Source organism: Streptomyces zhihengii (genome assembly GCF_016919245.1).
Taxonomy (GTDB): Bacteria; Actinomycetota; Actinomycetes; order Streptomycetales; family Streptomycetaceae; genus Streptomyces; species Streptomyces zhihengii.
This window is the reverse complement of the sequence record NZ_JAFEJA010000001.1, coordinates 2,870,979-2,897,048: the sequence shown is the minus strand read 5'-3', so window position 1 is coordinate 2,897,048 and position 26,070 is coordinate 2,870,979. Positions and strand designations below refer to the sequence as shown.

Genomic DNA, 26,070 nt, shown 5'->3' with positions numbered 1-26,070 from the left:
GATCTGCTCCATCCTCACGGGAAACGGGCGGTGCGTTCAAACCACTTCCCGCGGGGGGCCGTCCTACGCGCGATCCGGGCGGCGGGGTGCGTGCCGCGCCGGTCAGTGGCCGACGGTGTGGAAGAGGCTGACCAGCGGGGCCTGGACGTGCCAGCCCAGGGACTCGTACAGCGCACGGCCGTCGGGGGAGGCGCCGAGGACCGCGATGCCGGCGCCCTGGTCGAGCGCGGCCTGCTGGAGGGTGTGCATCACCAGGCGGCCGAGGCCCTTGCGCCGGTGGTGCGGAGCGGTCTCGATCTGGTCGACGACGGCGGTCGCGCCGGTCGCGGCGACCTGGCCGCGGGCCGCGAACGAGCCGTCGGCGGCGGTCACCAGGACGCGCACCACGCCCCCGCGACTCCAGGTCCGCAGGGTGAGTCCGGCGGGGACGGCCGGGGCGGGCGCGGGGCGCAGGGCGGTCCACATCAGCCAGCCCGGTTCGTCGACCTGCCAGTCGGGCCCGGCCCACCGGACGACGTCGGCGGGCTCGGCGAAGACCTTCAGCCACACGGTCGGGGCCGCGACCCGGGCGGCGACCGCGCGCACGGTCGCCTCGTCGCCGGCCGTCAGCACGTGCCGGGTGGCGTGCCGGACCTGGCCGACGTCGACCGTGAACCCCCAGGGGGTGGCCACCGGGTCGGCGGCTCCGCGGGAGACGACCCAGCCGCGTACCCAGGCGTCGACGGCGGCGGTGGTGGACTCGAAGGACATCGGTGCTCCCCGTGTCAGTGCATGTAATGGACTCAATGCGTCAGTGGCTATTACAGCGGATGGGCTGCGGGGCGTCGATGTGACGCGGGCCACGTCCCGGCCGGGCGGCGTGTGCGGGGTGATCGCTCAGAGCGAACGCGGCCGGGGGAACATCTCCGGGCTCACATGCATTGAGTCCATACAGCTCAACTTGACTGCGTTAGGGGAGATCATGGCTGCCGATGCCGAGGACTTCACGGTCCGTTCGCCGCTCACCCTGCCCGTGCTGCCGCTCGACGACGAAGTGGTGCTGCCGGGCATGGTCGTGCCGCTCGACCTGTCCGACACCGAGGTGCGGGCCGCGGTCGAGGCCGCACAGGCCGCGGACCGTCCCTCGGGCAACAAGCCGGAGGTGCTGCTCGTTCCCCGGGTCGACGGCACCTACGCGGCGACCGGCGTGCTCGGCACCGTCGAGCAGGTCGGCCGGCTGTCCGACGGCGACCCCGGCGCGCTGATCCGCGGCGTCGGGCGGGTGCGCATCGGGGCCGGGACCACCGGGCCCGGCGGGGCGCTCTGGGTCGAGGGGACCGCGGTCGAGGAGGCCGTCACCGGCGCCCCCGGCGCCGTCCTGGAACTGGTCACCGAGTACAAGGCCCTCGCCACCGCCTGGCTGAAGAAGCGCGGCGCCTGGCAGGTCGTGGACCGGGTCCAGCAGATCGACGACGTCGCCCAGCTCGCGGACAACTCCGGCTACTCGCCGTTCCTCACCACCGCGCAGAAGATCGAACTGCTGGAGACCTCCGACCCGGTCGCCCGGCTGCGGCTCGCCATCGGCCAGCTCCGCGAGCACCTCGCCGAGCAGGACGTCGCCGAGACCATCGCCAAGGACGTCCAGGAAGGCGTGGACAAGCAGCAGCGCGAGTTCCTGCTGCGCCGCCAGCTCGACGCCGTCCGCAAGGAACTGCGCGAGCTCAACGGCGAGGCGGAGGGCGACGAGTCCGACGACTACCGGGCCCGCGTCGAGGCCGCCGACCTCCCCCAGAAGGTCCGCGAGGCGGCCCTCAAGGAGGTCGAGAAGCTGGAACGCGCCAGCGACCAGTCGCCCGAGGGCTCCTGGATCCGCACCTGGCTGGACACCGTCCTCGAACTGCCGTGGAACGAGCGCACGGAGGACGCCTACGACATCCAGGGCGCCAAGGCCCTGCTCGACGCCGAGCACGCCGGCCTGGCCGACGTGAAGGAACGGATCACCGAGTACCTGGCGGTGCGCAAGCGGCGCGCCGACCGGGGTCTGGGCGTGGTCGGCGGCCGCAGGGGCGGCGCCGTGCTCGCGCTGGTCGGTCCGCCCGGCGTCGGCAAGACCAGCCTCGGCGAGTCCGTCGCGCACGCGATGGGCCGCACCTTCGTCCGCGTCGCCCTCGGCGGCGTGCGCGACGAGGCGGAGATCCGCGGCCACCGGCGCACCTACGTCGGCGCCCTGCCCGGCCGCATCGTGCGGGCGATCAAGGAGGCCGGCTCCATGAACCCGGTCGTCCTGCTCGACGAGATCGACAAGGTCGGCTCCGACTTCCGCGGCGACCCCGCCGCGGCCCTGCTCGAAGTCCTCGACCCGGCCCAGAACCACACCTTCCGCGACCACTACCTGGAGGTCGAACTCGACCTCAGCGACGTGGTGTTCCTCGCCACCGCCAACGTCCTGGAATCGATCCCCGAGGCCCTGCTCGACCGGATGGAACTGGTCAGGCTCGACGGCTACACGGAGGACGAGAAGGTCGTCATCGCCCGGGACCACCTGCTGCCGCGGCAGCTGGAGCGCGCGGGCATCGAGCCCGGCGAGGTGACCCTCGACGACTCGGCCCTGCGCCGGCTCGCCGGCGAGTACACCCGCGAGGCCGGCGTCCGGAACCTGGAGCGCTCCGTCGCCCGGCTGCTCCGCAAGATCGCGGCGCAGCACGAGCTGGGCGACCGGGAGCTGCCGTTCACCGTCACCGACGGCGATCTGCGGGCGCTGATCGGCCGGCCGCACCATGTGCCGGAGTCCGCCCAGGACCCGTCCGAGCGCCGCACCGCGGTGCCGGGCGTGGCCACCGGGCTCGCCGTCACCGGCGCCGGCGGGGACGTCCTCTTCGTGGAGGCGTCACTGGCCGACCCGGAGACGGGCGCGGCCGGACTGACCCTGACCGGCCAGCTCGGCGACGTGATGAAGGAGTCGGCGCAGATCGCGCTCAGCTTCCTGCGCTCGCACGGCGCGGAGCTGGAGCTCCCGGTCGCCGACCTCAAGGACCGGGGCGTGCACATCCACTTCCCGGCGGGCGCGGTGCCCAAGGACGGCCCGAGCGCCGGTGTCACGATGACCACGGCCCTCGCCTCGCTGCTCTCCGGACGCCAGGTGCGCACGGACGTGGCGATGACCGGCGAGGTGTCGCTGACGGGGCGGGTGCTGCCCATCGGCGGCGTCAAGCAGAAGCTGCTGGCCGCCCACCGGGCGGGCATCACCACCGTGATCATCCCGAAGCGGAACGAGGCCGACCTGGACGACGTCCCGGCGGAGATCCTCGACACGCTGGACGTGCACCCCGTCACCGATGTGCGGCAGGTGCTGGAGCTCGCGCTCTCGCCGGCCGGGGCGCTGGTCACGGCCGCCGCCTGACGGGCGGCCGCCGGGGAACGCCACGGGGCCCGGCCGCGGACGACCCGTCCGCGGCCGGGCCTCGGCGTGCGCCGGACGGTGGGGACCGGCGGGGTGATCGCTTCCCGCACGGCTCCCCGCACGGCTCCCCGCACGGCTCCCCGCACAATGGACGGATGGACACCCTGCGAGCCGACTGCTCGAACTGCTTCGGGCTCTGCTGCGTCGCCCTGCCCTTCGCCGCCTCCGCCGACTTCGCCACCGACAAGGCGGCCGGCACGCCGTGCGCCAACCTCCGCACCGACTTCCGGTGCGGCATCCACGACCGGCTGCGCGACGTCGGCTACCAGGGCTGCACCGTCTACGACTGCTTCGGGGCCGGCCAGCAGGTCTCGCAGATCACCTACGGCGGCACCGACTGGCGCACGGCGCCGGACACGGCGGCGGAGATGTTCGCCGTCTTCCCCGTCGTCCGGCAGCTCCACGAACTGCTGCGGTACCTGGACGAGGCGCTGGCCCTGCCGGCCGCCGCCGGGCTGCGCCCCGGTCTGCGCGCGCTGCGCGCCTCGGTCGGCGAGCTGACCGGGCTCGCTCCCGCCGCCCTGCTGGAACTGGACGTCGCCGCCCGCCGCGCGGAGGTGAACACCCTGCTGCTGCGCACCAGCGACGTGGTGCGCGCGGAGGTCCGGCGCAAGAAGAAGGACCGCAGGGGAGCGGACCTGATGGGCGCGCGGCTGCGGGGAGCGGATCTGCGCGGGGTGAGCCTGCGCGGCGCCTGTCTGATCGCCGCCGACCTGACGGGCGCCGATCTGCGGCTCACCGATCTGATCGGGGCCGACCTGCGGGACGCCCGGCTGGCGGGCGCGGATCTGACCGGCGCGTTCTTCCTCACCCAGCCGCAGCTCAACGCCGCGCGCGGCGACGGGGCGACGCTGATCCCGGACGGGCTGACCCGCCCCGCGCACTGGTCGTGACGACCGGCGGCGCGGGGCGGGCCCGGGGGAAGCGGTGCGCGCCGGCTCAGCCGTTGGCGAGCGCCACGACGCGGTCGTAGGCGCCGTTGAACTTGTTGTGGTCGCCGACGATCGGTCCCGACGACGTGTACTGCCACATCGTGTAGTAGGGCCAGCCGGCCGGCAGGGTGCCGGGCGTGGTGTTGTAGCGGGCCACCCACAGCGGGTTGGTGGCGCCGAAACCGGCGTAGTTGCCGGTGCACTGGGTCCACCAGCTCGTCGCCGTGTAGATCACGGCGTCCCGGCCGGTGCGGGCCTTGTAGCGGTTCAGGAAGTCGCGGATCCAGGTGACCATCGCGGACTGCGACTTGCCGTAGCAGGCGGCGCCGTACGGGTTCCACTCGATGTCGAGCGCGCCGGGGAGCGTCCTGCCGTCCTTGGACCAGCCGCCGCCGTTGTTGACGAAGTAGTCCGCCTGGGCCGCGCCGGTCGTCGTGTCCGGGGTCGCGAAGTGGTACGTGCCCCGGATCATGCCGACGTTGTAGGAGCCGTTGTACTGCTGGGTGAAGTACGTGTTCTTGTAGTACGTGCCTTCGGTGGCCTTGACGTAGGCCCACTTGACGCCGCTGTTCCACAGGCCGGACCAGTCGACGTTCCCCTGGTGGCTGGAGACGTCGACGCCTTCGGTCTGGACCGCGCGGGTGTCGCGGGGGGTGCCGCCCTGGCCGTCGTGGGCGACGACGCCCATGCCCATGTGGGCCGAGCCGCGTTCCGGCTTCGGGTCGGCGGCGGCCCCCGGGGCGGTGAGGAGGAGGGAGATGACTGCGACGAGAGTGCCGGCCGCCGCGAGACGCGTACGACCGGTCTTTCCGGATCTGTGCACGGGCATAGCGTGCCTCCGAAGACCTCGGTGGGGGGGATCTGACGACGTGTCGACATGTCGTGGCGGACCATGTGGTGTGGACATGCCAGCAAAAACTCTACGCACGTAGACCTCGCGGAGGAAGAGTACCCGGGTTCCGTCGTTGGTCTATGCCTGCGAAATACTTGCCCAACTGCGGCGATGACCGCCCGCGGAGGAAACTTTCAGAACCGGGAAAGCGCGCGATGGGTGCTGACGTGCACGAAAGTGGTACGGCGAGTGAAGCCGGACTCAAGGGGGGAAGTGGTATGGACCGCGAATTCCTCGCGCTCGAACGCGAGTTGGCGGTTTTCCTGCGGCGGGCGCGGGCCTCGTCCGGAGAGATGGCCCGGGAGGTCCACCCCGATCTGGAGCCCGCCGCCTACGGGCTGCTGGTCCGCCTGGAGGAGGCCGGGGCGCAGCGCGGCACCGAGCTCGCCGGCTACTTCGGGGTCGGCAAGGCGACCATGAGCCGGCAGCTGCGCGCGCTGGAGGAGGTCGGCCTCGTCACCCGTGAGCCGGACCCGGCGGACGGCCGGGCGTCCCTCGTACGGCTCACCGGCGAAGGGGTGGCCCGGTTCCGCCATGTGCGCGACGCGCGCCGGGACCGCTACATGAGCAAGCTCGCCGGCTGGGACCGCGGCGAGGTCGCGGAGCTGGCCCGGCTGCTCCACCAGCTCAACACGAGCGCCGAGAGCTGACGGCCCCCGGCGCGAGCGGCGGGTGCCGGGCCGGGGCCCCGGCCCGGCGTCACAGCTCCGCGAACACCGCGGACGCGTCGTCGTGGAGCTTGAAGCGCCGCGGGGCCCCGGGGCGCTGCCCGGCGTCCGCGGCCTCCAGTGCCCGCACCCGGTCGATCAGCGACCGGGCCCCTTCCTTGCGCAGCACCTCCACGCACGCCCGCCAGTCGCCCTCCCCGAACAGGTCGACCCAGCGCGAGGCGCCGTCGGTGAGCGCCGCCAGCGCCCGCACCCCCGCCCGGGGGACGGTGCCCGACACCGCGCGTGCCGACACCGCCGGGTCGGCCGCCGCCGTGAAGAAGCCGCCCTCCGCGTTGCGCAGAGCGTCCGCCGAGGCATGGGTGCGCAGGGCCTCGCGCGGCAGCCGGTCGAGCCGGTCGTCCAGCAGGGCGGTCACCGTGCCGTCCGGTGACTCCAGCAGCAGCGCGGAGTCCGAGAGCACGAGGTACTCGACCTCCTCCGCTGGCCCGCCCCAGCGGGCCAGCGCGACGGTTGCCTGCGGAGTGCGGACGTGAGAAAGGTCACATGTGCCGCGGTGGGCGTCCGCGGTGCGCCGGATCGCCTCCGCGAGGACCTCCGGAAGGGGCAGATCGCGCCGTGAAGCGGACAGTTCGGTCAGCGCCCCGCCCAGCCGGGCGGTGAACCAGGGGACGCCGTGCACGCACCCGGCGTCGCCGCTCGGCGGAGTGACGCCGTCCAGCAGCACCAGCGTTCCGCCCTGGCCCGAAGCGGGCAGGGACGCCGACACCCAATCCTCGTTGGGTCGTTCCCGGCTGCCGGGCTCGGTCGCGAGGTCGATACGCATGAAGGTCAGTCTGCATGACTCCTTCACGCCTCCTGCACGAAGCGCGGATTGGCCCGTACCAGCAGGTCAGGCGGGTGGCTTCGGCCCGATTGGGGCATGTGCGCACCTGCGGGCGGGCATCCTGCCAAAGGGCGGGCCCGAGGTCCAACCCGCGCGCCGCACGGGCCGTGCCGGACCGGGCGCGTGAGTTGTTCGCCAACTCCGGCATGTTGTTCACTCGTTCGGGTGGCGGAGCGGCCGATGCGCGCCTCCCTCCCGAAGGCACTGGAATGGTCGGAAGCCGTACCAGGGGTGGGGCTCTCGCGTGTGACCGGTCGTCATCTCTGCTTCATGGGTGGACGAGTCAAGCAAGATTGCGAGCACCGGTGCAGAAGAAGCGGCCTCGGGGCAAAGGCGGCAGGCCCACGGAGAACGCGGGCGGTACGCCCGCCCCGGCGACGGCGGCCCCCCTGCCCCCCAAGGACGACACGACCCCCAAAGGACACCCGGTCAGGGTGCGCACCAGGCTGGTGGCCGGTGTCGCGTTCGCCGGACTCGCCGTGGTCGGAGCCGGTGTCCCCGGCGTCCTGGCCGTGTCGGCGGATCTGACCTCGTCCCAGGAGCTCGTGACCCTCTCGGCCCTCGACCGCCAGGCGGTCACGCTGGCCCACTCCCTCTCCGACGAGCGGGACGAGGTCGTCGCCTGGCTCGCCGCGGGCGGCGAGAACCAGAAGGGCGACAAGGCCGACCGCCGCACCCTGACGGACGGTCTCAGCGCCCGCGTCGACCGCCAGATGGACGAGATCCGCGAGGAGGCCACCGGCGACCACGCCGAGCTGGGCCGCAGCCTCGCCACCGTGCCGACCCTGCGCCGGACCGCCCTCGAAGGCAAGAGCACCCCCGTCGAGGTGCACGGCTCCTACACCGCGGTGATCGACCGGCTCCACGCGCTCGCCTCCGAGCTCTCCGACCGGACGCCGCCGCGCGCCGCCGACGGGACCCGGGCCACCGCCGACCTCGGCCACGCCGTGGAACAGGCGTCCGCCGTACGCGGCCTGCTGCTCGCGGCCCTGTCCGTGCCGCGGCCCGAGCCCGTGCTGAGCTACGACCCGATCACCGGCCTGCCCGTCGAGACCGACGGCGAGGACACCGGAGAGGACGCCCGCACCCGCGACGCCCTGACCGCCGCCGCCCAGCAGGCCCGGGTGCGCGAACTCGGCGCGCTCGCCGACTTCGACCAGTCCGCCGGCACGTCCGCCCGCGAGAAGCTGGCCGCCACCGTCACCGGCTCCGAGGTCAAGACCGCCGAGGCCTTCCTCGCCCGCCTCACCGACCAGCCCCGGCTCACCGGCAGCGAGCGCCGCACCGACCGCGCCGAGCTGGAGGCCGCGCTCACCGCCCGGATCGAGCAGATGCGCGGCGCCGAGACGGCCCTGGCCGCCGACCGGCTCGCCGCCTTCGAACAGCTCCGCGACGACGACGTCACCGCCCTCGAGATACGCATCGCCCTGCTCGGCGGTCTGCTCGTGATCACCGTCGGCGTCCTCGCCGCGATCTCCCGCACCCTGACCCGGCCGCTCGCCGTGCTGCGCATCGGCGCCGCCCGGCTCGCCGACGGCCAAGGGGCGGGCGACCCGGTCCGCTTCACCGGGCGCAACGACGAGTTCGCCCAGGTCGTCCGCTCCCTCAACGCCCTGCACGGGCAGCTCCGGGAACTCGCCGGACGCGTGGAGCGCCTCGACAGCGACCGCGGCGACCTGGTCGGCTCCCGCGAGGCGGCCGCCGCCGAACTCGCCGCCGCCCGCGCCGAGCTGGGCGCCCGCACGGCGGAGCTGACCGGCGAGCTGGAGCGGCTGCGCCACACCGTCCACCACACCTTCGTCAACCTCTCGCTGCGGACCCTCGGGCTCGTCGAACGCCAGCTCGGCGTCATCGAGAAGCTGGAGGAGCGCGAGCAGGACCCGGAGCGTCTGGCCACCCTCTTCAAGCTCGACCACATGGCCACCGTCATGCGCCGCCACAGCGAGAACCTGCTGGTCCTCGCGGGCACCGAGCACGGCCAGGGCCATGTCGGGCCGGTGCCGCTGGTCGACGTGCTGCGGGCGGCCGTCAGCGAGATCGAGCGCTACGACCGGGTCGTCATCCAGTCCCTGCCGCCGCACGCCCAGGTCGCGGGCTTCGCCGCCGACGACCTCAGCCACCTCGTCGCCGAACTGCTGGAGAACGCCACCTCGTTCTCCCCGCCGGACGCGCAGGTCGAGATGTCCGGCTGGCTCCTGGAGAGCGGCGAGATCATGCTCTCGGTGCAGGACACCGGGATCGGGATGACCCCCGAGCGCCTGGACGAGGTCAACGCCGGCCTGGCCGACCCCGCCGTGTACGACACGCCGGGCGGCCGCGAGACCGAGGGCCTCGGTCTGCGGGTGGCCGCCCTGCTGGCCGCGCGCCACGGCGTCCGCCTCCAGCTCCGCGAGCACAAGCAGGGCGGTGTCACGGCCGTCGTCGTCGTACCGGCCGCGCTGCTCCCCGAGGGACTTCCCGCGGCACCCGCGCAGTCGGTGTCGGTGGCGGGCCAGGCGCCCGCCGTCCAGCTGCCCGGCTCGGTCGCCGAGGCCAACTCCAACGCCCTGCCCCCGACCACCCGGCGCGGCCCGGCGTCCCGTCCCCAGGCCCCGGACGCCCCGGCCTCCGGGGCGGCGGGCGAGCCGTCGCCGGAGGCGGCGGCCGGGGAGCCGGGCGGCTCGCTGCCCGGCGCCGGAGCGGCGGAGGCCGGGCACCCGGGCGCCGGATCGGCCGAGGCCGGGCTGCCGGCCGCCGCAGCGCCCGGCGGCTCGCTTCCGCAGGCCGGCCCGTCGCAGGCCGGCCCCGAGAGCACGGAGCTTCCCGGCACGGGCACGTCTCCTGCTGCCGCGGGCGCCGGCTCCACCGGCACGGGCACGTCTCCCGCTGCGGAGCGCCCGGGCCTCACCGGCGCGCACGCGCCGGACGCGCCGACCGCCCCCGAGTCCGCCGACCCCTTCGTGGCCGCGGCCGAGCGCGCGGTGCGCGCCGCCGAGGCCGAGGAGACCCACGAGCGCAACGCCGACGGCGAGCCCGTCACCGACGGGATCGACCAGGAGACGTTCACCATGCGGCTGCCCCGGCAGCCCGCCCCGGCCGACGACCCCGCCCCCTTCGCCCCCCAGGGGCACACCCCCACGGCCCCAGCCCCGAGCGAGCCCGCTCCGGCCCCCGGCGCCTCCACGGCGGAGGGCCACGCGGCGGACGCCCCCGAGGCGGCGGCGCCCGCGTGGGACCGGATCACCGACAAGGGGCTCCCCAAGCGGACGCCCCGGAACGTCGCCCCCGCCGCCCCGGCCGCCGGACGCACCGGGACCGTCGACGCCGACGCCCTGCGCCGCAGGCTGGGCGGTTTCCAGCAGGGCGCGAGGGACGGCCGCCGCGACGCCGAGGCCGAGATCACCCAGGCCACGCACGACACGCAGCCCCCACATGCCCCACACAGCACACAGATCCCGCGGAGCGCGCCGGGAGCCGAGACCACGCCCGCCCCCCACACCGGCCGGCCGCACGGAACAGCGCACCGCACGGACACGCAGCACGAGAACGCGACGAACACACCGGACGCACCGGACACACCGGACACAGAAGCGGGGGACACAGTCGAGGAGGCACGCAGTTGACTGCGACCGGCACATTCGGGCTGAGCAGCGAAGCCCGTAATCTGCAGTGGTTGTTGGGCAATCTCGTGGAGGAGGTGCCAGGAGTCCGCTCGGTCGCCGTCGTCTCGTCCGACGGCCTGCTGCTGCTCTCCTCCGACCCCGACTCCGAGCCCGCCGGTCAGGTGGCCCCCGCCGCCCGCCCGGAGGGTCCCCGCGGCTCCAGCGCCGACCTCGCCACCATCGTCTCCGGCATCGGCAGCCTGACCATCGGCGCCGCCGGACTGATGGACGGCGGCGGGGTGAAGCAGACCATGATCGCCATGGACGAGAGCAGCGTGCTCGTCATGTCCATCAGCGACGGCTCCCTGCTCGGCGTCCACGCCACCCCCGACTGCGACATGAGCGTCGTCGCGTACCACATGGCCCTCTTCGTGGGCCGTGCCGGACATGTACTCACCCCCGAAGTCCGCAGCGAACTGCGCAAATCGATGGAGAGCACCCGATGACCGCCGCCGCCTCGTCCCCCAAACTCCCGGTGCGCGGGCAGGAGCGACGGCCCGCGCGGGTCCGCCCGTACTCGCTGACCGGCGGCCGGACCCGCTTCGGTCACGTCCTGCTGGTGGAGACGTTCGTCGCCGCGCTCGACGCCCCGCCGGAGCGCCGTGAGCTGCCGAACGGCAACCTCACCTCGCGTGTCATGCCGGAACTGCGGGCGATCGTCGAGCTGTGCCGCCGGATGCGTACCGTCGCCGAGATCTCGGCGCTGCTCAAGATGCCGCTGGGTGTCGTCCGGGTGCTGCTCAGCGACTTGGCCGACCAGGGAAAGATCCGCGTGTACGGGACCGGTCACGGTGCCGGCCAGCCCGACCGCGCACTGCTCGAAAGGGTGCTGAGTGGACTCCGCCGCCTCTGACACGCTCTTCGCCCGCCCCCAGGCGGGAGACCCCCATGCCACGGCGGATCCGGATCCCGCCCGCCCCATACCCGGCGGGCAGGGCCCGGGCGACTCCGGAACCCCGCTCTCCGACGAGGGCGTCCAGGCGTGGCAGCTCGACACCACCCGGGCCCCCATCGCGACGAAGATCGTGGTCGCGGGCGGCTTCGGCGTGGGCAAGACGACGTTCGTCGGCGCGGTCTCGGAGATCACCCCGCTCCAGACCGAGGCGCTGATGACGCAGGCCAGTGAGGACACGGACGACCTCACGGCCACGCCCGACAAGACCACCACCACGGTGGCGATGGACTTCGGCCGGATCACGCTCGACGACGACCTGGTGCTCTACGTCTTCGGCACGCCCGGCCAGCAGCGCTTCTGGTTCATGTGGGACGACCTGGTGCGCGGGGCGATCGGCGCGATCGTGATGGCGGACACCCGGCGGCTGCCGGACTGCTTCCCCGCTCTCGACTACTTCGAGAGCTGCGGGCTGCCGTACGTCGTCGCCGTCAACCACTTCGAGGGAACCACCGCCTACGAGGCCGAGGACGTCAGGGAAGCCCTGACGGTGCCCGGGCACGTACCGGTGGTGATCATGGACGCGCGCAACCGCGTCACGGTCATCGAGTCGCTGCTCGCGCTCGTCGCCCACGCCCTCGAGGCAACCCCCGAATAGCCCCCGAGCCACCACGTCTCCCGAACCACCACGGAGTCCCGCCATGCGGAAGATACTCGTCGTCGGGGCCGGACAGTCCGGTCTCCAGCTCGCCCTCGGCCTGCAGTCGCAGGGCTACGAGGTCACCCTGATGTCCAACCGCACGGCGGACGAGATCCGGTCCGGCCGGGTCATGTCCACGCAGTGCATGTTCCACACCGCCCTCCAGCACGAGCGCGACCTCGGCATCAACTTCTGGGAGTCGCAGGCCCCCAGGATCGAGGGCCTCGGGGTCTCGGTCGCCGCCCCCGACAGCTCCCGGGCCGTCGACTGGGTCGGCCGGCTGGACGGCTTCGCGCAGTCCGTCGACCAGCGCGTGAAGATGGCCGGCTGGATGGAGACGTTCGCCCAGCGCGGCGGACAGCTCGTCATCCACGGCGCCGCCGTCTCCGACCTGGACTACTTCTCCCGCACCTACGACCTGGTGCTGGTCTCCGCCGGCAAGGGCGAACTGGTGTCGATGTTCGGCCGGGACGCCTCGCGCTCCCCGTACGCCGAGCCGCAGCGCGCGCTGGCGGTCGCCTACGTCCACGGGCTCGGGCCGCGCCCGGAGCACCCGGACTTCGACGCCGTGCGCTGCAACCTGGTGCCCGGCGTGGGCGAACTCTTCGTGATGCCCACGCTCACCACCTCCGGCCGCGCCGACATCCTCTTCTGGGAGGGTGTGCCCGGCGGCCCGCTCGACGCCTTCCAGGGCGTCAAGGACCCGGCCGAGCACCTCTCCCTGACGCTGGAGCTGATGGAGCGCTTCACCCCGTGGGAGTACGCGCGGGCCACCAAGGTCGAGCTGACGGACGCCCACGGCACCCTCGCGGGCCGCTACGCCCCGACCGTGCGCAACCCGATCGGCCGGCTCCCCGGCGGGGGCCTGGTGCTCGGTGTCGCGGACGTCGTGGTCGCCAACGACCCGATCACCGGTCAGGGCTCCAACTCGGCGTCCAAGTGCGCCGCCTCCTACCTCGCCTCCATCGTCGAGCACGGGGACCGCCCGTTCGACGCGGAGTGGATGCAGTCCGCCTTCGACCGCTACTGGGACACGGCGCAGCACGTCACCAAGTGGACGAACGCGATGCTCGGCGTGCCGCCGGAGCACGTGCTGAACCTGATCGGCGCGGCCGGCCAGCTCCAGCCGGTGGCGGACCGTTTCGCCAACGGGTTCGACGATCCCTCGGACTTCGAGAACTTCTTCTACGACCCGGAGAAGACGGGCGCCTACCTGGCCTCGGTCTCCGGCGCCTGATCCGGTGCGTGCCGCGCCCCCGGTCCTTCGACGAGGACCGGGGGCGCGGCCGTTCCGGCGCCGGACACCGTCGCTCAGGGCGCCGGTGAGGCGGCCGACCCCGGTGCCGCGGGGAATGTCGGTGCCGCGGGCGATGCCGGTGGGGACGGGGAGCCGGAGGAGCCGGGGGAGCCGGGGGCGGGTGGGACGTTCCCGGCGTCCGGCGGGGCGGGCGGCGCGTCGAGGGCGGCGACGTCCTCGGGGGAGAGGGTCGCGAGGAGCGCCTCGGCCGAGCGCAGCCGGGCGACGGCCCGCGTCCGTGCCGCCTCCTGCCTCACGACCAGCACGAGTTCCTCGTCCAGCGCGGCCCGTGACGCCTCGGCCAGCGTGCGGGCGCGGGCCTCGGCGGCCGTCAGCCGGGTCGTCGCCGCGAGGCGGGCGACGGCGGCACGCTCGATCAAGTAGTCCTGTTCCAGGGCCTGTTCCGGGTTCCTGGCGAGGAGCAGCCGCAGCCGGTCGGAGAGTTCGGATCCGCCCTGGTACTGCACCCGCGCGATCCGACCGGCGTCCCCTCGGCTCGCCGCCAGCGCCGCGCGCGCGGCGGTGAACCGCCGCTGGAGCCGGGCGGTCGCGGCACGGCTCTCGCGCAGGGCCAGGGACGCCTCCCGGGCGCTCCGCTCGGCGTCCGCCGCCTGCGCGTACAGCTCCCGCACCCGGGCCACCACGGCCGCCCCGTGCACCGGCGGCCCGGGCTCACCGCGCTCCGGGGCGCCCCCGGTGAGCGCTTCGACGACGCCGTCGCCGAGGTCGCCCAGCACCCGGGCGACGGCGCCGCGCGGCGGCGGTTCCGGCACGGGGCCGGCGGACACCGGGGTCGCGGCCAAGGCGGTGGCGACGGCGAGCGCCGTCGCGCACACCCCGGCGGGCAGCCTGCCTGACATGCCATCACCTCCGGACGCGGGGGCGGAACGGGCCCCGCACAGAGGGTGACCGGCGCGGGCCGCGCCGCCACACCGGATGGTCGGGACGGCGCAACGCGGTCACCCGCGACGGCATGTTCCGGCCGTCCGCCCGCGCGCCTGCACGACTCCGTGACGTCGTGGCCCGGTGGCCCGGTGCTCGGTGGCTCCTGGCTTCTTGCTCCGTGCGTCCGGCGGGCCCGCGCCCCGCCGCGTCCGCGGTCCCGGGTCCGCGGGCTTCGCGGCCCGGTGGCTCCGTGGCCGGGGCGGGGGGCCGGTCAGTCCACGGGGAGGGAGTAGAACGTCCGGCCGCGCCGCACGACGGTACGGGCGCCCGCCGGGAACGCGGCATAGCGCGGCGCCGCCTGCTCCGGCGCGTCGTCGGCGCCCGCCTCCTGGAACTTCCACAGCCGCCTGCCGTCGCGCGCCGCGAACGCCGTGAGCTGGACCGCGTCGCCGGTGAGGACGGTACGGCCGCTCGGGCTCAGCGCCGTCACCGGGGTCTCGCGCCACGCGGGTGCCTGGGTGGAGCGGCGCCACAGCTCGCGGCCGGTCGCGCCGTCCACGGCGCACACCTGCTGGAAGCGGTTGGCCGCGTACAGGACTTGGCCCGCCACCAGCGGTGTCCCGTACGCGAACACCCCCGGCTCGCCACGGGTGTTCGCGGCGGCCACCCGCCACAGCCGACGGCCGTCCGTGCCCGTGTAGGCGTGCAGCTCCCCGCCCGCCGCCGCGTACAGCCGGCCCGAGGTGTCGCCCGTGACCGCCGCCGTCGCGCCGACGGCCGTGAGCAGGGTGCCCGGGCGGGCCGCGCCGGTGGCGCGGTCCAGGGAGAGCAGCGACGAGCCGCCCCGCGCCGCCTTCTGCTGCGCGGGCGTCAGGCTCCCGCCGTCCTGGCGGACGAGGACGTCGTCCCGGCGGACCGCCACGAGCTGGTACGCCGGGGTGTGGGGAGCGCGCCCCTCGGGCACACGCGCCCGCCACTGCTGCGCGCGGGCCGCCAGGTCGTACGCGACGACATACGCCTCGTGCACGGTCACCTTCTGCTTGCGCCCCTTGACCGACCGCTCACCGGTCCGCCGCACATGGGCGGTGAACCAGGCGGTGGAGCCCTCGGAGCCGAGCACCTGACCGATCGTCAGCGTCTCCCCGGGCCGGGCCAGGGTGTTCTTCGCGAGGCGCTGGCCGACCCGGCCGTCGGCCGCCGACACCCACAGCAGTTCCTCGACCGTGTCGACGAGGCAGTACGTGCCGACGGGGACGACCCGCGAGGCGGAGGCCGCCTCGTCCAGCTTCCACACCCGCCGCCCCGTGCGCAGATCGACGGCGGCCGTGCCCTGCGAGTCGGTGAGCAGCAGCAGCCGGTCCTGCCACACGACCGCGCCCAGCGGCCCCGCGGGGGCCCCGTCGGACGGCCCGGGCGCCGCGGGGTGCTCGTAGCGCCACTGCGGCCCGGGAGCGAACCCCGCCATCGGGCGGGGCTTCGCGGCGGGCGCGGGCTTCTGCGCCGGCGGCTCCGGGGCCTCGCCACCCGCGAGGGCGCCCACGGCCGTGCCGCCGACGACCAGCCCGGCGGCCCCGGCCGCCGCCGCGACCAGCAGCCCGCGCCGCCCGATCCCGGCGGCATCGTCCCGCCCGGCCGCGCTCGGCCCCGGGGAAGCGGAGGCAGTGCCCCGCCGCCCGTGGCGGGCGGCAGCGCACGCGCCGTGTACGGGAGCGGCGCGGCGCCCGCGGCGGGGAGCGCCGCGACGGGCGCGGGGGCCCGACGGCCGCCTGCCGCGCGGGGGCGGCCGCCAGCCGCGGCACCACGGACGCCGTGCCGCGGGGCTCCGCGGGGACGAGGTCCTTCACCAGCAGCGGCGTGGTGTCCCTGCCCGGGGCCGGGCGCGCGCCCGCCCCGCCCCTGCGCACCAGCACCGTGGCCCGGTCCTCCCCGCCCTCCGCCCGCGTGCCCGTCCCCGGTGGGACGGCCGCCAGACGGGCGACCTCGGCCGACTGGGCCGACAGCGCGGCGGTCACGGCGTCGGGGAGCCAGCCGTCGCGGGCGAGGGCGGCTGCGCCTTCCAGGGCGAGATCCGCCGCGACCGTCCCGGCCGGGGGCCGGTCCTCGGGAGACTTCGCCAGGCACCGGGCGACGACCGGACGCAGCCCGTCGGCGACCGGCCCCAGATCGGGTTCACCGTGCGCGATGGCGTCCGCGTCGGCCAGCGGGGTCGTGCCGGTGGCCGCGTAGGTGAGCAACTGGCCCAGCACGAAGAGATCCGACGCGGGCCCGGGCTGCGCCCCGGCGGCCTGCTCCGGGGTGAGGTAGCCGAGCTTCACCGTCAGTTGCCCGTCCTCCCCCGCCTCCGCGACCACCGCCGCGCCCAGCGGGCCCAGGGCGGTCAGCCGCGGGCCGTCCGCCGCGAGCAGCACCGTGTCCGGCGAGAGCCCCTGGAGCACCGTCCCGGTGGCGTGGACCCGCGACAGGGTCTCGGCGATCGCGGCGCCCAGCACCCGCACCGTCCGCTCGGGCAGCGGCCCCGCCAGCGTGATCGCCTCCCGCAGGGTGACCGCCGGCACGTACCCGCTCGCCGTCCACAGCGGCGTACCGTCCGTGGACGCCTCGACCGGCTCGACCCAGCCCCCGGCCAACCGCTGCGCCGTGCGCGTCTCCTGACCGAAGCGGCGCCGGTAGACGGGCACCTCGGCGAGCCGTGGCCGGACCAGTGCCACCACCGACGGCGTGCCGTCGGCGGCGAGCGCCAGGTAGCGCACCGAACCGGCCGACTCCCTCGCCCTGGCCAGCACACGGTACGGCCCGATCCGCAGCGGATCGTCCTGGTGCAACGGCTCCATCGCAAGCATCCCCCTTTGATTCCTGGCTCGGTTCGCCTCCGGGGCGCTCAAGACGGTCCCGACGGTCGACCGTGCTCGGTCCCTCGTACCTCGGGACCTCCGCGCGCTCTCCCTTTCGGCACCGCCCGCGCCCCTTCGGCTCACTCGCCACACGAGGGCCGCGCGCTCTCCCTTTCGGCACCGCCCGCGCCCCCTTTTTTCGGGGCTCGGTTCGCCTCCGGGGCGCTCAAGACGGTCCCGACGGTCGACCGTGCTCGGTCCCTCGTTCCTCGGGACCTCCGCGCGCTCTCCCTTTCGGCACCGCCCGCGCCCCTTCGGCTCACTCGCCGTATGTGCAAGGTCGCCGTGATCCTATGGCGTGGTGTTCGGCTTCGACCAGGGCCAGCGCAGCTCGCGCCGCTCGACGCCGTCGGGCGCGTACTCGTACTTCCAGCCGCGCAGCAGACCGAGTCGGCGGGTGTAGCCGGCGGGCACCCGGCGGTAGACGTGCACGGTGGGCGGGGTGTCGTCGTCGTTCGGGACGGGGATCCGGTACCACTTGGGCGGGTGGCCGGTGGGGCCGGTCAGCACCGGCAGCACGCGCCCGTCGAGGGGGCCGCCGACGAACGGCGTGTTCTCGCTTCTCACCCGGACAGTGTCACAGCAGACGGGCCCGGGGACACAGCGGCTGCCCCGGGCCCCGCTGCGGGCCCGGGGCCGCACCCCCGCTCAGATCAGATGGGCCGCGCCGCCCAGCACCGGGCCCAGGCGCTCCGCCAGCCCCGCGACCCGCCCGCCGGGTTCCTCCTGGGGCAGCAGCGCGACGACGACGGCCGCCGTCTCCTCGTCCGAGGCGGCCGTCACCGCGAGCAGCCCGAGCAGATGGTCGACCAGCCAGTCGCGCAGCTCGGTGGCCGGCGGCACCTTGCCCTCGTCGATCCAGATCAGCGACGCGGCCTCGACGGACGCGATCCAGGTGCGGACCATCATGCCGAGCCGGTGCCCGGGACGGACCACCCCGAGATGGACGAGGATCTGCTCGGCAGCGGCCCGGCGGACCTCGTCGACGATGGCCGTCGTGCGGGAGGTCTCCGCGACGCTCCCGCCGCGCATCAGCGCGCTGAACCCGGCGTCGTGCTCGTCGACGAACCGCAGATAGCGGTCGAGGACCCGGGCGACGCGCTCGGTCGGCGGCCCGGCGGCCGGTTCGGCGAAGCAGCTCTCCAGCTGGTCGGCGGCCGAGCGCAGCGCCGCCTCGTAGAGCTGCTGCTTCCCGCCGGGGAAGTAGCGGTAGACGAGGGGCCGGGACACCCCGGCCGCCTCCGCCACGTCGTCGAGCGAGACGTCCTCCGGCGGCCGGTGCGCGAAGAGTCCGAGCGCGGACACGAGCAGTTGCGCCCGGCGCTCCTCCACACTGAGCCGTCGGTAGGCGGGGCCGGCGGAAGCGGGACTGGTCATGTACCGCAGACTAACCGCCGTCTTCACCGCGTCTCCCCGTTCCGCACGCGGGACGCCCGGAACCGCGGGTCCCGGGAGGGCGCCGGGCCCCCGCGCGAGGCCGGGCGGCGCCGGAGGTCCGGGCTGGAGGGCGCCCCGCGCCCGCACGGTCTCATGCGAGGAGTCCGGAGCTCTTCCACAGCCTGCGGCCGGGGCCGCGCAGCACACCGATGTCGTCGAGGAAGTCGGTCAGCCTGCGGGCGCCGCTCTGCATGACCTCCCGGCGGTGCCCGCTGGCGTTCACCTGGGCCACCGCCTCGCGCCGGTCGAGGCCGACGTTCTCGTACACCTCGGGGTTGACGAAGCAGACGCTGAACACCCGGGCCGCCTGGCCGCAGCTCAGCCGGGTCAGCTCCTGCTCCCAGCGCGGTGCGGTCACCATCTGGCGGCGCAACTCCTCCCGCGCGTACCGCACATGGCGGGCCTCCTCCACCACATGGATGCGGGTGACGCCCCGCACCAGCGTCTGCACCCGCTCGTCGGGGAACGTCAGACGCTGCATCCAGTCGAGGACCTCCTCGCCGAGCAGGGTCGCCGCGAACGAACCGGGCGTGGTGGAGACGGTCTTCAGCACCCGGGCGAGGTTGTGGTGGATCCGGGGCACCGGGTAGGCGGGGGCGCCGCCCTTCTGGATCATCCGCGCGAACATCATCGAGTGCCGGCACTCGTCGGCGATCTCGGTGAGCGCGTAGCGGACGTGGTTGCTGGTCACCGACTTGTCGTAGATGTGGCGGACCAGGAGCTGCATCAGGATGATCTCGAACCAGATGCCGAGCGACGCCAGTGACGCGGCCTCGTGCCGCGCCAGGTCCATCCGCTGTTCCTCGGACATCCGGCGCCACATCGGGGTGTCGTAGAGGGACACCAGCTCCGGCGGCCAGAACCACTTGCCGTCCTCGAGGGGGGCCTCCCAGTCGAGTTCCTTGTCGGGGTCGAAGGAGTGCTTCGCCGAGGACTCCAGCAGCCGGGCCGCGACCTGCTCGCGGTCCCGGAGGGGTCCCAGCGCGTCGCGGAGCAGCTGGATGTCGTCATGGGCTGCGGTCGTCATGAGGGCACCTCGCGATGGGCTCGGGCGGTTCGCAAGTTATGAGACCGCTTGTCAGCAGAGCCGTCAATCCTTCGCGCACGACTTGTTGACTCCGTGTCTACCACCGTGTGACTCTGCCAACTGCCCCTGCACAGCGGTGAGTACGCAACGGACGACGAGACCGAGGAGCCGCCCCGTGTCGACGCAGGACCGCTACACGACAGCCCCGCAGAGCACCCTCTGGCAGGTCCCGGCCACCGGCTCGGCCCGCTTCACCTGGGAGTACGACGACGGGCGCGACCGGCTCCTGGCCCTCTACCAGAAGGGCAAGGACAAGCAGTGGGACGGTGCCACGCGCATCGACTGGGAGCTGGAGGTCGATCCCTACGACCCCCTCGGCACCCCCGACGAGGCGCTGACGCTGTACGGCACCCGCCACTGGGCGAAGATGTCCGAGAAGGACAAGGCCGACCTGCGGCGGCACTACACCTCCTGGCAGTTCAGCCAGTTCCTCCACGGCGAGCAGGGCGCCATGGTCTGCGCGGCCCGGATCGTGGAGTCGGTGCCCGACCTCGACGCCAAGTTCTACTCCGCCACGCAGACCATGGACGAGGCCCGGCACGCCGAGATCTACAGCCGCTTCCTGCACGACAAGGTCGGGATGCTCTACCCGATCAACGACAACCTCCAGTCCCTGCTCGGGGACACGCTGCGCGACTCGCGCTGGGACATGCCGTACCTCGGGATGCAGGTGCTCATCGAAGGGCTCGCGCTCGCCGCGTTCGGCATGATCCGCGACACCACCACCAAGCCGCTGCCCAAGCAGATCCTGGCCTACATCATGCAGGACGAGGCCCGCCACGTGGCCTTCGGACGGATGGCCCTGCGCGACTACTACCGGCAGCTCGGCGACGCCGAACTGCGCGAGCGCGAGGAGTTCGTCATCGAGGGCTGCTACCTGATGCGCGACCGGCTGCGCGGCATCGAGGTCCTGGAGAACTTCGGCGTCTCGAAGAAGGAGGCGGAGGAGTACACCGAGCAGTCGGAGTTCCTGCACCTCTTCCGCAAGCTGCTGTTCAGCCGGATCGTGCCCTGTGTCAAGGACATCGGCCTGTGGGGCGAGCGGCTCCAGAAGGCGTACCTCGACATGGGCGTCTTCGACCTGGGGGACGCCAGCCTCGACCTGCTCATGACCCAGGACGAGGAGATCGCCGAACAGCTCGACCGGGAGCGCTTCGCCGCGGAGGAGAACGAGCGGGTCGCCGAGGTGACCCGGGCGATCGACGAGGGCGCCGGGCTCGCCGGGAACGCCTCCGCCTGAGCGCCGGCCCCCGGCCGCGTGCCCCTCACGGCCGCATCGTGAACAGCCGCCGCTGTGCCGCCACCGCGGCCTCCAGCAGCCAGGCGTCCGCGCCGCGCCGCGCGACGAGCTGGAGGCCCACCGGGCAGCCGTCCGCGGTGAACCCGGCGGGGACGGAGGCCGCCGGATGCCCGCTCAGGTTGAACGCCCAGGCCAGCGAGGTCGAGTAGACGGCGCCCGGGCCGTCGTGGCCGTGCGGGCGGTTGGGGGTCGCCGGGGTCAGCAGGACGTCCGCCTCGGCGAAGAGGGCGTCGAGCCTCCGGTCGTTCTCCGCGCGGACCGCCGCCCCGTCCGCGGGGCGGCCGGCCCGCACGGCCGTCCAGGCGTCCCCCGGATCCAGCAGGACGGCGTCCCGCCCCGACAGGCGGACCACCCCGGCGGACTCCAGCCGGGCCACCGCGGCGCCGGTGACGGCGAGCACCTCCCGGTCCACCTCGGCGAAACCGAGCGCCGGGGACCAGACGGCGCGCAGCGGCAGTCGCCGCCCGGGCGGGTCGGTGTGCGCGCCGGTGTCTGCGTGCGTGGGCGTGTGTGCGTTCGCGTGCGCGTTCGTGTCGAGGAGGCAGTGCAGGAACGGGCGGGCGTCCTCCGCCGTGCGGGTCAGCAGCCCGGCCGACGCCAGGCCGGTGCGGTCGGGGCTCGGCAGCAGGCCGTTGGTCGTCTTCAGCCCGAACACCCCGCACCACGCGGCCGGGATGCGCACCGAGCCCGCACCGTCGCCGCCGGTGGCGACGCGGGCCATGCCCGTCGCGACGGCCGCCGCCGCCCCGGCCGACGAGCCGCCCGGCGTCCGGTCGGCCCGCCACGGGTTACGGGTCGGCCCGTGCGCCCCGAGCCCCCACGTCATCCACTCCGAGCCGGGCCCGGGCACCGAGGTCGCGCCGACGGCGACCGCACCGGCCGCGATCAGCCGCCGCGCGGCGTGGGCACGGATACCGGCCGGCCCCTTCACGGCCAGCGCCACCCCGGCCAGCGGCAGCGCCCCTGCGGGGCGGGCGGCGCGGGCCTCCTCGGCCCAGACCTCGGTGAACGCGCTCACCTGCGGGTCGAGCCGCTCGATGTTCTCCAGTGCCTCCGCCAACTCCATCCCCTCATCCTCCCGCTGCGACGAGGGCTCGTTCCTTCCGGCCCGTGGGGTGTTCCACTCGGGCTGCGCCGACCCGGGCAACCTCAGCCCGTCCGGCGGGGCTGAACCTCTCCGGCGCCCGACTCTCGGGCTGCGCCAGCCCAGGCAACTCCAGCCCGTCCGGCGTTTGAGGACACGGCCGCAGGCCGTGCCGCGTCCACCTGCGCGCGGCCGGGTCCGCATGCGCGGCCGGGTCCGGCGGGGCTCCGCCCCGCACCCCGCGCCTCGAACTCCCCTACGGCCTGGCGGCCGTGGGAGGTACCCCCCATGCGGGGCTGAAGAGGCACCCCGTCCAGCGCCCGACTCTCGGGCTGCGCCGGCCCGGGCAACTCCAGCCCGTCCGGTGTTTGAGGACACGGCCGCAGGCCGTGCCGCGTCCACCGGCGCGCGGCCGGGTCCGCATTGCGCGGCCGGATCCGGCGGGGCTCCGCCCCGCACCCTGCGCCTCAATCCCCCCTACGGCCTGGCGGCCGTGGGAGGTACCCCCCATGCGGGGCTTAACCTCTCCAGCCCGGGCAACTCAGCCCGTCCGGCGTTTGAGGACACGCCCGCAGGCCGTGCCAGGCCCACCGGCGCGCGGCCGGGTCCGCATGCGCGGCCGGGTCCGGCGGAAGCAGGCCCCCGGGAGACCGAGCCCCGCGAGCTACCCGCGCAGCGCCGCCCGCATCACCGCGCGGGCGATCGGTGCCGCGCTCCCGCCGCCGCTGATCTCGGCGCGGTCGGCGGAGGCGTCCTCGACGACGACGGCCACCGCCACCCCGGGCTGCGGGGCGTCGTCGGCCTGGGCCCAGGAGATGAACCAGGCGTACGGGGTGCCCTTGTTGCCGACCCCGTGCTGTGCGGTACCGGTCTTCCCTCCGACCGTCGCGCCGCCGATGGCGGCCTTGCGGCCGGTCCCCTCCTCGACCGCCTGCACCATCATCTCGCGCAGCCGCATCGCGGTGGCCGGGTTCATCGCCTGCCGGTACGCCCGGGGGCCGTGGTGCTCGGCGGTGGCGCCGCCGGCCCGGGTGACCTTCTCCACGAGGTACGGGTGGCGCAGCACCCCGCCCCCGGCGACGGCCGACGCCACCATCGCCATCTGCAACGGCGTCGCGGTGGTGTTGAACTGGCCGATCGACGACAGCGCAAGCTGGTCCACCGACATGTCGGTGTCGAAGTTGGAGCGCGAAACGGCCGCCGGGATCCGCAGCCGGGGGTCGTTGAAGCCGAAGCCGGCCGCCGCCTCCACCATGCCCCGCAGGCCCACCCGGGCGCCGAGGCCGGCCATCACCGTGTTGCACGACCACTGGAGGGCGTAGGCCAGCGAGGCGTTCTCGCACCCCTCGGCGGTGTCGGGCAGCACCGTGGTGGTGCCGGGCAGGACGTACGGGTGGGGGGTGCGGGTCGGGGCGTCCACGTCGTCGACCGCGCCCGAGTCCAGCGCCGCCGCCGCCGTCACGATCTTGAACGCGGACCCGGGCGGATAGGTCTGCCGGATGGCCCTGTTGAGCATCGGCTGCGCCGGCGCCCCGTTCAGCCGGGTCCAGGCGTCGGCGCTCGCGCCGTCCGTCCCGGCGAAGCGGCCGGGGTCGTACGAGGGGCTGCTGACGAGCGCCAGGATCCGGCCGGACGAGGGCTCGATCGCGGCGACGGCGCCGCGCCGCCCGTCCAGGCCCCGGTACGCGGCCTCCTGCACGGCCGCCCTGATGGTGGTCACCACATGGCCGCCGGGCGGCCGGATCCGGTTGAGGCCGTCCCAGAGCGGCAGCGGGGACAGCAGCGGATCGGTGCCGGCGAGGATGCCGTCCTCCAGGTTCTCCAGCAGGGAGGTGCCGTAGGTCTGCGAGGCGTAGCCGGTCACCGGCGCGTACAGCGGCCCGTCGCGGTAGGTGCGTTCGTAGCGGAGCCGGCCGCCGGTGTCGCGGGAGCCGGTCACCGGTCCGGCGTCGACCAGGATGTCGCCGCGCGGCACGTTGTAGCGGGCGATGTCGGCGCGCCGGTTGCCGGGGTTGCGGTCGAGCCCGGGGGACTCGACGACCTGGACGCGGGCCGCGTTCACCAGCAGGGCCGTCAGCAGCAGCGCGCAGAACCACGCCGCGTGCCGTGTGCAGCGGATCACCGCAGGACCACCGGGCGGGCCGGGGCCGCCGCCGGCTCCGCGGGCGCCGGGCGCGGCGCGCGGGCCGCGTGGCTGAGCCGGATCAGCAGGGCCACGATCACCCAGTTGGTCACCACCGACGAGCCGCCCTGCGCGAGGAACGGCATCGCCATGCCGGTGAGCGGGATCAGTCCCGTCACGCCGCCGGCGATGACGAACACCTGGAGCGCGACGATCGAGGACAGCCCGACCGCGAGCAGCGTGCCGAAGGCGTCGTCCAGACGGGTCGCCGCCTGGAAGCCGCGGCCGACCAGCAGGGCGTAGAGCAGCAGCAGGGCGGTCAGCCCGGCGAGCCCCAGTTCCTCGCCCGCGGTGGCGAGGATGAAGTCGGACTTGGCGGCGAAGCCGATGAGGACGGAGTGGCCGAGCCCGAGGCCGGTGCCGAGCACCCCGCCGGTGCCGAAGGCGAACAGCGACTGGGCGAGCTGGCCGGTGCCCTGCCCGGCTTCGATCCCCGCGTACGGGTCGAGCCAGTCCTCCACCCGGCCGTGCACATGCGGCTCCAGGGTGCCGACGGCGTACGCCCCGGCGGCGGCCAGCAGCAGCCCGAGCGCGATCCAGCCGACGCGCCCCGTCGCGACGTACAGCAGGACGACGAAGAGCCCGAAGAAGAGCAGCGAGGTGCCGAGGTCGCGCTCCAGGACCAGCACCAGCATGCTCAGCAGCCAGACGCCGACGACGGGGCCGGCGGCCCGTCCGGCCGGCAGCCGCACCGCCCCGAGGGCGCGCCGCCCGGCGGCGGTGAGCGCCTCCCGGTGGGCGGCCAGATGGGCGGCGAAGAACACGGCCAGCAGCACCTTGGCGAACTCGCCGGGCTGGAGGGAGAGTTCGCCGATCCTGATCCAGATGCGGGCGCCGTTGACCGGCGGGAAGAGGACGGGGGCGCAGAGCAGCAGCAGCGCCGCGACGACACAGGCGCGCGCGTGGCGGCGCAGCACCCGGTGGTCGCCCAGGGCGATGACGGTGGCGACGCAGAGCGCGACCCCGAGCGCGGACCACACGAGCTGGGTGGGGGCGGCGACGTCGCCCGGGGTCTCCAGGTCGAGGCGGTGGATGAGCACCAGGCCCAGGCCGTTGAGGAGCACGGCGATCGGCAGCAGCAGCGGGTCCGCCCAGGGGGCGCGGAAGCGGACGGCGAGGTGGGCGACCAGGGCCAGCGCGCCCAGCCCGGCGCCGTAGCGGGCGGCGTCCGGGGGGACGGCGCCCTGGCGGGCGAGGCCGACGCAGACGTAGCCGAACACGGAGACGAGGACGGCGCAGACCAGGAGCGACAGTTCGACGCCCCGCCGCCGTGCGGGGCGCTGCTCGGGCGGGGACGCTTCCGCCGTCGGTGCGGTCATGCCACGCAACGTAGCAAGCCGTCAGAGCGTTTGTCCCTTTATGTCATAGTGCGTCCTAGGCCTGCCGGGCCGGCCCGAACCCGCCGGCCCCGGCCCGGGCCTCGGCGCCGGGCCCCGGCCGGGCCACCGGGCCGTCCGCCCGGCGGCCTCACGGGAAGTGACGTTTCCTCAGTGCTGGTAGGGGTTCTGCTGCCCCGCCGTCTGACCGTGGCCCTGGCCGTACTGCTGCCCGCCCTGCGGCTGGCCGCCCGCGGCCTGGAGCTGGAGCTGCTCGGCCTGCGCCCCGGTGATCTGCTGCTCGGCTCCGCAGAAGGTGCACTGCGTCGCGAACTTGGTCGAGAACGGGAACAGCGGGATGAAGAAGAGGGTGAACTTGGTGACGCGCTTGCGCAGGGTGTGGGCCGAGGGGTTGCCGCAGTGGCCGCAGACCAGCGTGAGGATCGCCAGCTGGTACAGGTAACCCTTGGTGCCGAAGATGATCATGTCCGATGTCCTCCGTCGTGATCCGCCGCTCGCCGGTGGGCCGGGGCCCGTGGGG

22 protein-coding genes are annotated in these 26,070 nt (G+C 74.5%); 10 read left to right on the top strand and 12 right to left on the bottom strand.

Translation table 11 applies throughout. The features are described 5' to 3' along the window. Positions 1-102 precede the first annotated feature (102 nt). Entirely contained in the window at positions 103-750 is a 648-nt protein-coding gene (locus JE024_RS11795) for a GNAT family N-acetyltransferase (RefSeq protein ID WP_205373540.1), read from the bottom strand. A 211-nt stretch (positions 751-961) separates the two neighbouring features. Between JE024_RS11795 and lon the strand changes: the two genes are divergently transcribed. After that, a complete protein-coding gene (gene lon / locus JE024_RS11790; RefSeq protein ID WP_205373539.1) occupies positions 962-3,379 on the top strand; it encodes an endopeptidase La in 2,418 nt (805 codons plus the stop codon). Between the two features lie 155 nt (positions 3,380-3,534). Continuing rightward, positions 3,535-4,332, top strand: coding sequence for a pentapeptide repeat-containing protein (locus JE024_RS11785; protein ID WP_205373538.1), 798 nt, complete (start codon positions 3,535-3,537; stop codon positions 4,330-4,332). Between the two features lie 46 nt (positions 4,333-4,378). On the opposite strand, the gene JE024_RS11780 is transcribed toward JE024_RS11785, so the two are convergent. Further along, positions 4,379-5,200: a lysozyme gene (locus JE024_RS11780; RefSeq protein ID WP_205373537.1), complete on the bottom strand. Its 822-nt coding sequence runs from the start codon at positions 5,198-5,200 to the stop codon at positions 4,379-4,381. Between the two features lie 281 nt (positions 5,201-5,481). Between JE024_RS11780 and JE024_RS11775 the strand changes: the two genes are divergently transcribed. Next, a complete protein-coding gene (locus tag JE024_RS11775; protein WP_205373536.1) occupies positions 5,482-5,913 on the top strand; it encodes a MarR family winged helix-turn-helix transcriptional regulator in 432 nt (143 codons plus the stop codon). 49 nt (positions 5,914-5,962) lie between these two features. Here the strand turns inward: JE024_RS11775 and JE024_RS11770 are convergent, their stop codons facing one another. Next, entirely contained in the window at positions 5,963-6,757 is a 795-nt protein-coding gene (locus JE024_RS11770; RefSeq protein ID WP_205373535.1) for a protein phosphatase 2C domain-containing protein, read from the bottom strand. Positions 6,758-7,122: 365 nt separating this feature from the next. Here JE024_RS11770 and JE024_RS11765 point away from each other — a divergent pair, with 365 nt between their 5' ends. From JE024_RS11765 to JE024_RS11745, 5 genes are read left to right on the top strand one after another with little or no spacing between them, the layout of a single operon-like run. Continuing rightward, a complete protein-coding gene (locus JE024_RS11765; RefSeq protein ID WP_372449794.1) occupies positions 7,123-10,419 on the top strand; it encodes a nitrate- and nitrite sensing domain-containing protein in 3,297 nt (1,098 codons plus the stop codon). After that, a complete protein-coding gene (locus JE024_RS11760) occupies positions 10,416-10,904 on the top strand; it encodes a roadblock/LC7 domain-containing protein (protein ID WP_205373533.1) in 489 nt (162 codons plus the stop codon). The genes JE024_RS11765 and JE024_RS11760 overlap by 4 nt, the downstream gene beginning before the upstream one ends. Further along, the gene (locus tag JE024_RS11755; protein WP_205373532.1) at positions 10,901-11,311 is read left to right on the top strand and encodes a DUF742 domain-containing protein; all 411 of its coding nucleotides are present in this window, start codon (positions 10,901-10,903) and stop codon (positions 11,309-11,311) included. Before JE024_RS11760 ends, JE024_RS11755 begins: the two co-directional genes overlap by 4 nt. Beyond that, positions 11,292-12,008, top strand: coding sequence for a GTP-binding protein (locus JE024_RS11750; protein WP_372449793.1), 717 nt, complete (start codon positions 11,292-11,294; stop codon positions 12,006-12,008). The genes JE024_RS11755 and JE024_RS11750 overlap by 20 nt, the downstream gene beginning before the upstream one ends. Before the next feature lie 43 nt (positions 12,009-12,051). Then, entirely contained in the window at positions 12,052-13,287 is a 1,236-nt protein-coding gene (locus JE024_RS11745; protein ID WP_205373531.1) for a styrene monooxygenase/indole monooxygenase family protein, read from the top strand. Between the two features lie 74 nt (positions 13,288-13,361). On the opposite strand, the gene JE024_RS11740 is transcribed toward JE024_RS11745, so the two are convergent. Next, complete coding sequence (locus tag JE024_RS11740) at positions 13,362-14,207, bottom strand: hypothetical protein (RefSeq protein ID WP_205373530.1); 846 nt, start codon at positions 14,205-14,207, stop codon at positions 13,362-13,364. Between the two features lie 296 nt (positions 14,208-14,503). Further along, positions 14,504-15,697 carry an outer membrane protein assembly factor BamB family protein gene (locus JE024_RS11735; protein ID WP_205373529.1) on the bottom strand — a complete coding sequence of 398 codons (1,194 nt, stop codon included), beginning with the start codon at positions 15,695-15,697 and terminating at the stop codon, positions 14,504-14,506. 944 nt (positions 15,698-16,641) lie between these two features. On the opposite strand from JE024_RS11735, the gene JE024_RS11730 reads away from it, so the two are divergent. Beyond that, the gene (locus tag JE024_RS11730) at positions 16,642-16,884 is read left to right on the top strand and encodes a hypothetical protein (protein ID WP_205373528.1); all 243 of its coding nucleotides are present in this window, start codon (positions 16,642-16,644) and stop codon (positions 16,882-16,884) included. 530 nt (positions 16,885-17,414) lie between these two features. Here JE024_RS11730 and JE024_RS11725 read toward each other — a convergent pair. The 3 genes from JE024_RS11725 to JE024_RS11715 all read right to left on the bottom strand — a co-directional run bounded on the left by JE024_RS11725 (position 17,415) and on the right by JE024_RS11715 (position 19,587). Continuing rightward, positions 17,415-17,690 (bottom strand): DUF8847 domain-containing protein, encoded by a 276-nt coding sequence (locus JE024_RS11725; RefSeq protein ID WP_205373527.1) that lies wholly within the window; start codon positions 17,688-17,690, stop codon positions 17,415-17,417. Between the two features lie 81 nt (positions 17,691-17,771). Further along, positions 17,772-18,500, bottom strand: a complete 729-nt coding sequence (locus JE024_RS11720) for a TetR/AcrR family transcriptional regulator (RefSeq protein WP_205373526.1) — start codon at positions 18,498-18,500, stop codon at positions 17,772-17,774. Between the two features lie 151 nt (positions 18,501-18,651). Next, positions 18,652-19,587: an AurF N-oxygenase family protein gene (locus JE024_RS11715; protein WP_205373525.1), complete on the bottom strand. Its 936-nt coding sequence runs from the start codon at positions 19,585-19,587 to the stop codon at positions 18,652-18,654. 175 nt (positions 19,588-19,762) lie between these two features. Here JE024_RS11715 and JE024_RS11710 point away from each other — a divergent pair, with 175 nt between their 5' ends. Next, on the top strand, positions 19,763-20,887 hold the full coding sequence (locus JE024_RS11710; RefSeq protein WP_205373524.1) for a ferritin-like domain-containing protein: 1,125 nt from the start codon (positions 19,763-19,765) through the stop codon (positions 20,885-20,887). A 25-nt stretch (positions 20,888-20,912) separates the two neighbouring features. On the opposite strand, the gene JE024_RS11705 is transcribed toward JE024_RS11710, so the two are convergent. From JE024_RS11705 to JE024_RS11690, 4 genes are all read right to left on the bottom strand, one after another. Then, complete coding sequence (locus tag JE024_RS11705) at positions 20,913-22,013, bottom strand: amidase family protein (protein ID WP_205373523.1); 1,101 nt, start codon at positions 22,011-22,013, stop codon at positions 20,913-20,915. Positions 22,014-22,695: 682 nt separating this feature from the next. After that, a complete protein-coding gene (locus JE024_RS11700) occupies positions 22,696-24,153 on the bottom strand; it encodes a penicillin-binding transpeptidase domain-containing protein (RefSeq protein ID WP_205373522.1) in 1,458 nt (485 codons plus the stop codon). Further along, the gene (locus tag JE024_RS11695) at positions 24,150-25,532 is read right to left on the bottom strand and encodes an FtsW/RodA/SpoVE family cell cycle protein (RefSeq protein ID WP_205373521.1); all 1,383 of its coding nucleotides are present in this window, start codon (positions 25,530-25,532) and stop codon (positions 24,150-24,152) included. Before JE024_RS11695 ends, JE024_RS11700 begins: the two co-directional genes overlap by 4 nt. Before the next feature lie 168 nt (positions 25,533-25,700). Continuing rightward, positions 25,701-26,015 (bottom strand): zinc-ribbon domain-containing protein, encoded by a 315-nt coding sequence (locus JE024_RS11690; RefSeq protein ID WP_205373520.1) that lies wholly within the window; start codon positions 26,013-26,015, stop codon positions 25,701-25,703. Positions 26,016-26,070 lie beyond the last annotated feature (55 nt).

Excerpts from the sequence above, each read along its gene's own strand:
- JE024_RS11795 (WP_205373540.1), bottom strand. The coding sequence starts at position 750 with ATGTCCTTCGAGTCCACCACCGCCGCCGTCGACGCCTGGGTACGCGGC.
- lon (WP_205373539.1), top strand. The coding sequence starts at position 962 with ATGGCTGCCGATGCCGAGGACTTCACGGTCCGTTCGCCGCTCACCCTG.
- JE024_RS11785 (WP_205373538.1), top strand. The coding sequence starts at position 3,535 with ATGGACACCCTGCGAGCCGACTGCTCGAACTGCTTCGGGCTCTGCTGC.
- JE024_RS11780 (WP_205373537.1), bottom strand. The coding sequence starts at position 5,200 with ATGCCCGTGCACAGATCCGGAAAGACCGGTCGTACGCGTCTCGCGGCG.
- JE024_RS11775 (WP_205373536.1), top strand. The coding sequence starts at position 5,482 with ATGGACCGCGAATTCCTCGCGCTCGAACGCGAGTTGGCGGTTTTCCTG.
- JE024_RS11770 (WP_205373535.1), bottom strand. The coding sequence starts at position 6,757 with ATGCGTATCGACCTCGCGACCGAGCCCGGCAGCCGGGAACGACCCAAC.
- JE024_RS11755 (WP_205373532.1), top strand. The coding sequence starts at position 10,901 with ATGACCGCCGCCGCCTCGTCCCCCAAACTCCCGGTGCGCGGGCAGGAG.
- JE024_RS11745 (WP_205373531.1), top strand. The coding sequence starts at position 12,052 with ATGCGGAAGATACTCGTCGTCGGGGCCGGACAGTCCGGTCTCCAGCTC.
- JE024_RS11740 (WP_205373530.1), bottom strand. The coding sequence starts at position 14,207 with ATGTCAGGCAGGCTGCCCGCCGGGGTGTGCGCGACGGCGCTCGCCGTC.
- JE024_RS11735 (WP_205373529.1), bottom strand. The coding sequence starts at position 15,697 with ATGGCGGGGTTCGCTCCCGGGCCGCAGTGGCGCTACGAGCACCCCGCG.
- JE024_RS11720 (WP_205373526.1), bottom strand. The coding sequence starts at position 18,500 with ATGACCAGTCCCGCTTCCGCCGGCCCCGCCTACCGACGGCTCAGTGTG.
- JE024_RS11715 (WP_205373525.1), bottom strand. The coding sequence starts at position 19,587 with ATGACGACCGCAGCCCATGACGACATCCAGCTGCTCCGCGACGCGCTG.
- JE024_RS11705 (WP_205373523.1), bottom strand. The coding sequence starts at position 22,013 with ATGGAGTTGGCGGAGGCACTGGAGAACATCGAGCGGCTCGACCCGCAG.
- JE024_RS11695 (WP_205373521.1), bottom strand. The coding sequence starts at position 25,532 with ATGACCGCACCGACGGCGGAAGCGTCCCCGCCCGAGCAGCGCCCCGCA.
- JE024_RS11690 (WP_205373520.1), bottom strand. The coding sequence starts at position 26,015 with ATGATCATCTTCGGCACCAAGGGTTACCTGTACCAGCTGGCGATCCTC.